General features: G+C 72.8%; 11 protein-coding genes. 4 read left to right on the forward strand and 7 right to left on the reverse strand.

Annotated elements, in window-relative coordinates; genetic code table 11:
• Window positions 1-50 precede the first annotated feature (50 nt).
• The 7 genes from PH189_RS02395 to PH189_RS02425 form a co-directional block, all read right to left on the reverse strand.
• Complete coding sequence (locus PH189_RS02395; protein ID WP_274187133.1) at window positions 51-887, reverse strand: proprotein convertase P-domain-containing protein; 837 nt, start codon at window positions 885-887, stop codon at window positions 51-53.
• A gap of 118 nt (window positions 888-1005) precedes the next feature.
• The gene (locus tag PH189_RS02400) at window positions 1006-1347 is read right to left on the reverse strand and encodes a Rieske (2Fe-2S) protein (RefSeq protein ID WP_274187134.1); all 342 of its coding nucleotides are present in this window, start codon (window positions 1345-1347) and stop codon (window positions 1006-1008) included.
• Window positions 1344-1547 (reverse strand): 2-hydroxymuconate tautomerase, encoded by a 204-nt coding sequence (locus PH189_RS02405; RefSeq protein WP_274187135.1) that lies wholly within the window; start codon window positions 1545-1547, stop codon window positions 1344-1346. The genes PH189_RS02400 and PH189_RS02405 overlap by 4 nt, the downstream gene beginning before the upstream one ends.
• A gap of 60 nt (window positions 1548-1607) precedes the next feature.
• The gene (locus PH189_RS02410) at window positions 1608-2375 is read right to left on the reverse strand and encodes a 2-keto-4-pentenoate hydratase (protein ID WP_274187136.1); all 768 of its coding nucleotides are present in this window, start codon (window positions 2373-2375) and stop codon (window positions 1608-1610) included.
• On the reverse strand, window positions 2375-3148 hold the full coding sequence (locus tag PH189_RS02415; RefSeq protein ID WP_274187137.1) for a 2-keto-4-pentenoate hydratase: 774 nt from the start codon (window positions 3146-3148) through the stop codon (window positions 2375-2377). The genes PH189_RS02410 and PH189_RS02415 overlap by 1 nt, the downstream gene beginning before the upstream one ends.
• Window positions 3149-3180: 32 nt before the next feature.
• The gene (locus PH189_RS02420) at window positions 3181-3972 is read right to left on the reverse strand and encodes an IclR family transcriptional regulator (RefSeq protein ID WP_274187138.1); all 792 of its coding nucleotides are present in this window, start codon (window positions 3970-3972) and stop codon (window positions 3181-3183) included.
• Window positions 3969-4658, reverse strand: a complete 690-nt coding sequence (locus PH189_RS02425; RefSeq protein WP_274187139.1) for a hypothetical protein — start codon at window positions 4656-4658, stop codon at window positions 3969-3971. The genes PH189_RS02420 and PH189_RS02425 overlap by 4 nt, the downstream gene beginning before the upstream one ends.
• Window positions 4659-4793: 135 nt before the next feature.
• Between PH189_RS02425 and PH189_RS02430 the strand changes: the two genes are divergently transcribed.
• From PH189_RS02430 to PH189_RS02445, 4 genes are read left to right on the forward strand one after another with little or no spacing between them, the layout of a single operon-like run.
• Window positions 4794-5708, forward strand: a complete 915-nt coding sequence (locus PH189_RS02430) for a catechol 2,3-dioxygenase (RefSeq protein WP_274187140.1) — start codon at window positions 4794-4796, stop codon at window positions 5706-5708.
• A 14-nt stretch (window positions 5709-5722) separates the two neighbouring features.
• Window positions 5723-6661 carry a catechol 2,3-dioxygenase gene (locus PH189_RS02435; RefSeq protein WP_274187141.1) on the forward strand — a complete coding sequence of 313 codons (939 nt, stop codon included), beginning with the start codon at window positions 5723-5725 and terminating at the stop codon, window positions 6659-6661.
• Complete coding sequence (locus tag PH189_RS02440) at window positions 6658-7755, forward strand: histidine phosphatase family protein (RefSeq protein ID WP_274187142.1); 1098 nt, start codon at window positions 6658-6660, stop codon at window positions 7753-7755. The genes PH189_RS02435 and PH189_RS02440 overlap by 4 nt, the downstream gene beginning before the upstream one ends.
• A 5-nt stretch (window positions 7756-7760) precedes the next feature.
• Window positions 7761-8579 carry an IclR family transcriptional regulator gene (locus PH189_RS02445; RefSeq protein WP_274187143.1) on the forward strand — a complete coding sequence of 273 codons (819 nt, stop codon included), beginning with the start codon at window positions 7761-7763 and terminating at the stop codon, window positions 8577-8579.
• Window positions 8580-8630 lie beyond the last annotated feature (51 nt).

The raw sequence follows: 8630 nt of genomic DNA on the forward strand, positions 1-8630 counted from the left end.
GCGTCACCCGAAGACGCCGCCACCCGACGACGCCCGGCCGCGACCAGGGCCTACCGCTCGGCGGTGATGTTCCAGCCGTTGAGGTTGCCGCGGTCGATGGCGACGCCGTCGGACACCGTCAGCGTCCAGGGCCCGGAGACCGACTGCCCGACCAGCGGCGCCAGCGGGCTCCCGGGCTGGCGGCTGTCGAGCTGCAGGTTGAGGTTCGGGTTGGCGCGGGTGCAGTCGTTGCTGTCGGCCAGGACCGTCTGCTGGCCCTGCGGCGAGCGCAGGGAGACGACGAGGTCGCAGGTGTAGGGGTGCGTGATCGACACGCCCACCTGGATGGCCGAGACCGTACCGGAGCCGTCGAGCTCGATCGTGTCCGTGACGCCGGCGGGGCTGGAGTCCGGGATCGCGAGGTTGCGCTGCGACGCGCCCGTCACGGTGCCGCCCGCGCCGAGGGCGATGACGAGCACGATGGCCACCACGAGGACGACCAGCAGCGCGACGCCCCCGAGGATCCAGGGCAGGGCCTTGTTCTTCTTCCGGGGCGGCGGCCCGTAGCCGTAGCCGGGCTGCCCGTACCCGGGCTGGCCGTACCCAGGCTGGCCGTAGGGCTGTCCGTAGCCGGGCTGCCCGTAGCCCTGCTGTCCGTACCCCTGCTGGCCGTACCCCTGCTGCCCGTACGGCTGTCCGTACCCGGGCTGCTGGCCGTAGCTCTGCTGGGACGGGTCGCCGGTCTGTCCGCCGTAGTACGGCTGCGGACCGGACTGGCCGTACTGTCCCGGCTGCTGCTGCCCGTACCCGCCCTGGGAGGGGTCCGCCTGGGGCCCGTGCTGGGTGGGCTGGGACCCGAACGACTCGGGGCGGTTCGGGTCGCCGGAACCGCCGAAGGGGGAGGACACGCGCGGCAACATACCTGCCGCGGCCGGTACCGGACCCGGTCCCGTCGGACGGTTCCCGTTCGATCCCGACGCCGCCCGTCGATCACAGCACGGGAGCGGACGTTCCGGGACGAACCCCTCACTCCCGGGCGTGCGCCCGGAGCCGTTCGGACCACGAGAGCGCCCGCGGCGGGTCCCCGACGTCGGCGTAGACCTGCCCGTCGATCTCGCGGACGGGGTGCACGCCGAGCACGTGCTGCGGCGAGGTCGAGCACTCCCCCGTGTCGAGGTCGAAGCGGTACCAGTGCCACGGGCAGACGAGCGTGCGCCCGTCCCGGACCCAGCCCTGCTCGAGCGGCCCGCGGTTGTGCGGGCAGTGCGCGTCGACCACCCGCCACCCGTCGGGCAGCTCGAGCGCGACGAAGCGCCGGCCGTCGTCGCTCTCGACGACGCCCGGCCGGTCGACGCGCACGAGGCTCATCTCTGACCCGACGCCCGCAGGGCGGCCAGCGACTCACCCCCGACGAACCAGTGCTCGGGCTCGCACTCGGTGACGACGACCCGCACGTTCCCGGCGGGCGCCCCGACCGCGCGCGACACGGCGGCGGTGACCTCCTCCCCGAGCGCGGCGAGCTGCTCGGGTGTCCGTCCCCGGGCCAGGGTGATCTGTACGAGCGGCATCCGAGTGCCTCCTCCGTCGGGGCTGTGAGCGATGTTCGGGGCTATGGCCCCGAACATCGCTCACGTACAGGCGAGCTCCACCGTCCCGAGACGGTCGATGGTCACGGTCACGACGTCGCCGGGGGCGACCGGCGTGGCGGCGGTGAGTCCGCCGGAGAGGATCACCTCGCCGGCGGCGAGGCCCTCACCCGACGCAGCGAGACGGCGCACGAGCCAGGCGACGGCGGCGGCCGGGTGGCCGAGGGACGCGGCCCCCGACGCGGTGGCCACGAGCTCGCCGTTCTTCTCCAGCAGCACGCCGACGAGCCGGACGTCGACGCCCGCCGCGGGCACCGGGCTGCCCACGACGAAGCGCGCGGCCGAGGTGTTGTCGGCGACGACGTCGGCCATCGTGAAGCGGTAGTCGCGGAAGCGGGAGTCGAGGATCTCGATGCCCACGGCGAGGCCCGAGGTCGCGCCCAGCACGTCGGAGGCGGTGACGTGCTCGCCCGCGAGGTCGCGCCCCATCTGGAACACGATCTCCGGCTCGGCGCGCGGCTGGATGAGCTCGCCGGTGCGCAGCGGCTCGCCGAGGTCGAGCGCGCCGGTGCCGGGCAGGAAGCCGAACACCGGGTCGGACACCCCGACCTGGGCCTGCTTGGCCCGCGACGTGACCCCGAGCTTCCAGCCCACCCGCGGCCCGGCCTGCTCGCGCAGCACCCGCTGGACGGCGTAGCCGGTCTCGAGGTCCAGGTCACCGACGTCATCGGAGAGCGGCTCGATCGCCGTACGTTCGGTGACGGCCTTGGTCAGGCGCGCGGCGAGGTCGTGGACGTCCACGGAAGCCATCAGGTCGTCTCCTTCACGCGGATCGTCACGGGTCCGAGGCGGTCGAACTCGGCTCGGAACACGTCGCCGGCCTTCAGCGGCACGGCAGCGTGGAGCGCACCGGTCATGATCAGGTGGCCGGGCTCGAGGGCGACGCCGGCCTCGCCGAGGACGTTGGCCAGCCAGGCGACGACGGCCAGCGGGTCGCCGAGCGCCGCGGCTCCGGCGCCCGTGTCGACGAGCTCGCCGTTGCGCGTGAACGTCATCCCGATCAGCCGGGTGTCCAGCCCCGCCAGCGGCACGAGCCGCGACGACACCGCGACCGCGCCGTTCGAGGCGAGGTCGGCGACGGTGTCGGCGAGCTTGATCCGCCAGTCGGCGATGCGGGAGTCGACGATCTCCATCGCCGCCGCCACCCCGGCGATCGCGGGCGCGATGTCGGTCGGCGTGATCCCGGGCCCCTGCAGGCGCGACCCGAGCACGAACACGATCTCGGCCTCGACCTTGGGCGCGATGAAGCGGTCGAGCGGGATCGCGTCGCCGTCGCGGTAGACCGTGGAGGAGAGCACCGGGCCGTAGTCCGGGGTGTCGATCCCGATCATCTTCTGCATCGCCGCCGACGTGACGCCGACCTTGTGCCCCACCACCCGGTCGCCGTCGGCGAGCAGCAGCGGCACCAGCTCCTGCTGGATCGCGTAGCCGTCGGCCATGCCGAGGTCGGGCTCGGTGTCGGTGAACGGCGGGATCGGCACCCGGGTGCGGCGGGCTTCGTAGAGGGCGCGCGCCTTTCCCAAGGGGGAATTGTCAGCGGGGTCCGTGACGGCCACTAGCTCTCCTTCCGCAACGACATGACGTCCTCCGACCAGCCGAGACGCCGGGACACGGCCTCGCCGGCCTCGACGACGACGCGGGCCAGACGCTTGCGGGGCATGGCCCGGAACCGGCTCACGGGCGCCCCGATCCCGATGGCCGCGACCACGGCGCCGTGCCGGTCGCGGATGGGCGCGGCCAGGGAGGCGATCCCGAGCTCGCGCTCGTCGACGGCGTCGGCCCACCCGCGGGCGCGCACGGTGCCGAGCGCCCGGCGCATCTCGTCGGGGTCGGTGATCGTCTGCGGGGTGTGGCGCGTCAGGGACGCGGTGGCGAGGAAGCGCTCGCGCACCGGCTCGGACGCGAACGCCATCAGCACCTTGCCGGAGCTCGTGCAGTGCACGGGCACGCGCCGCCCGGTCTCGGTGAACAGCCGCAGGGCATGACTGGACTCGAGGCGGTCGACGTAGACGACGTCGTGCCCGTCGAGCATCCCGACCTGCGCGGACTCGCCGGTCTCCTCGCGCAGGTGGGCGAGCACCGAGCCGGCGGCGGCGTGCAGGTCCATGTGGACGCGCACCGCCTCGCCGAGCTCGAAGACGACGAGGCCGAGCCGGTAGCCGCCGGTGGCGGGGTCCTGCTCGACCAGTCCTTCGGTGGCGAGCGTCGTGAGCAGGCGGTGCACCGCGCTCTTGCCCAGCCCGAGGCGCCGCGCGAGCTCCGAGACCCCGAGCGACTCCTCGCGCGTCAGGAACGCCTTGAGCAGGCGGGCGGCGTTCGTGACGGTCTGCAGCGGCGCGTCGGTCACACCGGTTCCTCGGTGAACGCCTTCAAGAGCACCTTGCGCACCCCGTCCGGGTCCGGGGTCGCACCCGGGCGCAGGGACGCGTCGACGGCCTCGCCGACGGTCGCGTCGTGCGGGCGGATGGCCCGGGCCAGCAGGATCTGGGCGCGGGCGAGCCCGGCGACGGCGGCGCCCTCCATCTCGTCGACCAGCGCCTCGCGCCCGCGGGCCCGGTCGCGCAGGCGCTCGAAGTCGCGCGTCGCCGCGGAGTGCGCGCTCGCGAGCCCCGACCCGACGTGGCCCGCGTGGTGCGGCGAGAGACCGGAGCCCGGCTGGGTGACGACGTGGTAGACGACGGTCGCGATCCCCAGCGCGCCGCGCACCTTCTCCGACGCCGGCCCCTCGGACTCGTCGATCAGCCCCAGCGCCGGCACGACCACCGGGTCGTAGAACCGGACCGTCCACTCGAGGCCCTCGAACTCGCCGGGCAGCTCGACCTCCTGCCCGCGCGGGGGTCCGAGACCCTCCGTCGTCGCCAGGATGTGCAGGTTGCGCGCGCCGACCGCGGCCACCGTGAGACGCCCGGCCGCGAGCAGCGGCAGACGCCCCTGGACGGCGGGCGGGAACGTCGTCGCCTGCTTCACGTACGCGCGGTGGATGCCGTCGACGTAGCCGGCGACGGCCTTGCGCATCGCCATCGGGTCCGCCATGCCGGCCCCTCCCGTCAAGCCCTCGCCGCGGCCGTCGTTCCGTAAACCGGAACGCGCTGTCTTCCTTCCGGAACGCTAGGGCGGTTAGCGTCGTGGCGTCAAGGAAGCCGGCTCGCCCGCGAAAGGGCATCTCGCATGGGAATCCTCCGCCTGGCCCACGTCGACGTCCGCACGCCGGACCTCGACCTCTCCACCGCGTACTACACCGAGGTGATGGGTCTGCAGCAGGTCCGGCGCACCGACGACGCGGTCTACCTCAAGTGCTGGGACGAGGAGGACCACCACTCCCTGCGGATGCGCTACAACCCGCGTACGGGGCTGGACTCCTTCACCTTCCGCGTCGAGGAGGAGGACGACCTCCACGACTTCGAGAAGAAGGTCGAGGCCTACGGCTGCCCGACGCAGCGGGTCAGCCGCGGCGGGGCGATCGGGCAGGGCGAGTCGATCCGGTTCGAGGTCCCGTCCGGTCAGATCATGGAGCTGGTCTGGGACATCGAGAAGACCGGCAACATCCTCGGCAAGCACAACCCCTCGCCGGTCCCGCCGCCCGACATGCAGGGCATCGCGCCCCCGCGCATGGACCACATGCTGGTCAACGCGGAGGAGGTCGCGGAGTCGGCGGCGTTCTTCATCGACGTGCTCGGCATGCGGATGACCGAGCAGGTGCTCGACGGCAACGGCCACCAGCTCGGCGTGTGGCTCGCGGGCAACACCCGCTCCCCGCACGACATCGCGATCGTCAACGGCCCCAACGGCGCGCTGCACCACTGGGCGTACTGGCTCGACGACTGGGACCAGATCCGCAAGGCCGCGGACACGCTCGCCTACAACGGGGTGCAGATCGACCAGGGCCCGACGCGCCACGGCGTCACGCGCGGCAACACCATCTACTTCTTCGACCCGCTCGGCATCCGCAACGAGGTCTTCACCGGCGGCTACTGGGTCGACCCCGACACCGAGATCCTCACCTGGACCGAGGACAACTTCGGCAAGGGCCTCTTCTACTACGAGAACGTCATCAGCCAGCGGTTCCTGCGGATGCACACGTAAAGGGGACGACAGACGTGGCCACCACATCGGACCGGATCATCCGGCTGCAACACGTCGAGGTCCGGGTCCCCGACCTGGAGCTCGCCACCGCCTACTACACCGAGGTCCTGGGCCTCGTGGAGACCGCGCGCGACGAGCGCGACGGCGCCCCGCGGGTCTTCTTGAAGTGCTGGGACGAGCGCGAGCACCACTCGGTGATCCTGCGCGAGGCCCCCACCTACGGCCTCGACCACATGTCGTTCAAGCTCAACGAGGCCTCCGATCTCGACCACTTCACGACGAAGCTCGAGGCGGCAGGCGTGCCGGTCAAGCGGTTCGCCTCCCGCGAGCTCGGCCCGGGCTGGGGCGAGGCGATCCGCTTCGACTCCCCGTCGGGCCACCTGGTGGAGCTCACCCACGGCACGGAGCGGATCGGCAACATGCTGCCGAAGACGAACCCGCCGCCGCGCCCGCAGGACCTCATCGGCATCGCCCCGCCGCGCCTGGACCACCTGTTCGTCATGGCCGAGGACGTCGAGGCGTTCACGGCGTTCTTCACCGAGCTGCTCGAGTTCCGGCTCACCGAGCAGATCCTCGCCAACGACGGCCACCAGCTCGCGACGTTCCTCGAGCACTCGCACACCCCGCACGACATCGCCGTCATCACGGGCCCGAACGGGGCGCTGCACCACTTCGCGTTCTGGCTGGACGACTGGAACGCGATCCGCGAGGCCGCCGACGCGCTCGCGTACCACGGCGTGAACATCGACGTGGCCCCCACGCGCCACGGCGTCACCCGCGGCTACACGACCTACTTCTTCGACCCGGCGGGCAACCGCAACGAGCTCTTCACCGGCGGCTACTGGGTGGACCCGGACTTCGAGCCGATCACCTGGACCGAGGAGGAGATGGGGCGCGCGATCTTCTACTACCACCGCCAGGTCAACGAGCGCTTCTTCACGGTGCACTCGTGACGGGCGTCGACGACCGCACCGACCCCCGGTCGGTCCACCGCTACGAGGCCCCGGACTACCTGTCCCGCTACCGCTCGCGCCGGGGCGGGGACAAGGCCCCGACCTCCGACCGGGCGAGCGCGGCGTCCGCGCCTGCCGCGCCCGAAGCGCCCCCCGAGGGCGACGGCACGCCGCTCTACCTGCGCCGCTTCCGCGAGCGGGGTTCGGCGCCGGCGGGAGCGGGGACGGTCGAGTACGACGGCAAGATCTTCACCCCGGAGCTCGCCGAGGCCAGCCGGGGCAAGGAGGTCGCCGCGCCCGTGGAGCGGCGGGCGTCGGAGAAGATCGTCTGCGAGATCTCGATCATCCGGCACGGGATCACCCAGGGCTACTCCACCGACGCCGGGCTGACGCCGATGGGCGGCTGGCAGGCCCACCGCCGCGGCCACGAGCTCGCGCGGCGCTTCGACGGCGGCGACCGCGTCCGCCTCGTCTGCGCCGACACCAACCGCGCCCGCCAGACCGCCGACCAGCTCTACAACGGCGTCACCGACGGGCTCGAGATGTGGGGCATCGACGCCGAGATCACCCGGCCGGAGCCGATCCCGGAGCTGCGCAACTTCGGCGTCTGGACCCCCGACGGGCTGCGCGACGTCACCTCGGCGTTCCGCCAGTACCAGGCCACGAACGAGACGCTCGAGCGTCTCGCCGTCGGCGACCGGCCGCGCTGGCTGGTCGAGATCGACCGCTTCTACCGGACCCAGCTGGGCGGGGCGGACCCGATCCAGGAGTGGCTCACGATCCCGATGATGTACTTCGAGCCGCCGGCGATGTGCGTGCGCCGTTTCTGGCGCGGGTTCCACCGGCTGATCACCGAGTCGACGCAGGACGACGGGTCGCTGACCCACCGCCGCATCCTCGCGGCGACCCACTCGGGCCCGATGCGCGCGTTCGCCACCTGGGCGCACGGCTACGACCCCGGCGAGCCGCTGAACACCGAGGAGATCCGGGTCAAGGTGCGCGAGGGCGGACGCAGCGCGTTCGTCTCCTACCGCAACCGCGTCACCGAGGTGAACGTGCCACCGCCCGACGAGTTCCCCCAGTGGGAGGCCTGAGCCCGATGACGGTCCTGTCCCTCCCCCCGCTGGATCTCGACGGCGGCGTCGGTCCGCACGACGACGACTCGCCGCTGCGCTCGGTGTCCACCGCCGTGGCGGTGCTCGACTGCTTCGCCGAGGAGGCCGAGCTCGGCGCCACCCGCGTGGCCGCCCGCCTCGGGATCGCCAAGAGCACCGCGTGCCGGATGCTCGCCGCGCTGGCCACCGGCGGGCTGCTCGAGCGCACCGGCTCCGGGCGCTACCGCCTGGGCCTGCGGCTGTTCGAGTACGGCCAGCTCGCCGTCGACCGCCTCATGCTCCGCGACGTCGCCCTGCCCGCCATGGGCGAGCTGCGCGAGCTGCTGCGCGAGACGATCCAGCTCGGCGTCGTCGTCGGCACCGACGTGCTCTACGTCGAGCGCACCGAGGCCGCGAGCATGAACGTGCGCTTCCGCAGCGAGCACCGGCGCAACCCGGCGCACTCGTCGAGCACCGGGCGCGTGCTGGCCGCGGGCGACCCCGCGCTGGCCGCGGCGATCCTCGAGCGCGGATTCGTCCGGTACACGCCGTTCACGGTGGTCGACCCGCAGCGCTACCGGCAGATCCTCGCGACCACCCGCGAGCAGGGCTACGCGACCTCGCGCGAGGAGTTCGAGCCCGGCTGGTCCTCCGTCGCGGCGCCGATCACGATGATGCGGGGCGGTCGCCCGCACCCGGTCGCGGCGCTCTCGGTCGTGGCGCCGACCTCCCGCGTCCTCGGGCCGCGCAAGCCCGCCGTCGTCCAGGGCATCCGCCGCGCCGCCGCCCGCGTCTCCGCCGACCTGGAGCGCGCCCGCAGCTAGGGCGTGTCTCCTAAGTAGGTCGGAGCCAGAGCAGGATCGCTCGGAGGACCA

This window comes from Actinomycetospora chibensis, from assembly GCF_028737215.1.
In the GTDB taxonomy this organism is placed as follows: domain Bacteria; phylum Actinomycetota; class Actinomycetes; order Mycobacteriales; family Pseudonocardiaceae; genus Actinomycetospora; species Actinomycetospora chibensis.

Bases quoted from the DNA above. Each gene is read 5' to 3' on its own strand.
- PH189_RS02400 (WP_274187134.1), bottom strand. From the start codon at position 1,347: ATGAGCCTCGTGCGCGTCGACCGGCCGGGCGTCGTCGAGAGCGACGAC.
- PH189_RS02405 (WP_274187135.1), bottom strand. From the start codon at position 1,547: ATGCCGCTCGTACAGATCACCCTGGCCCGGGGACGGACACCCGAGCAG.
- PH189_RS02410 (WP_274187136.1), bottom strand. From the start codon at position 2,375: ATGGCTTCCGTGGACGTCCACGACCTCGCCGCGCGCCTGACCAAGGCC.
- PH189_RS02425 (WP_274187139.1), bottom strand. From the start codon at position 4,658: ATGGCGGACCCGATGGCGATGCGCAAGGCCGTCGCCGGCTACGTCGAC.
- PH189_RS02430 (WP_274187140.1), top strand. From the start codon at position 4,794: ATGGGAATCCTCCGCCTGGCCCACGTCGACGTCCGCACGCCGGACCTC.
- PH189_RS02445 (WP_274187143.1), top strand. From the start codon at position 7,761: ATGACGGTCCTGTCCCTCCCCCCGCTGGATCTCGACGGCGGCGTCGGT.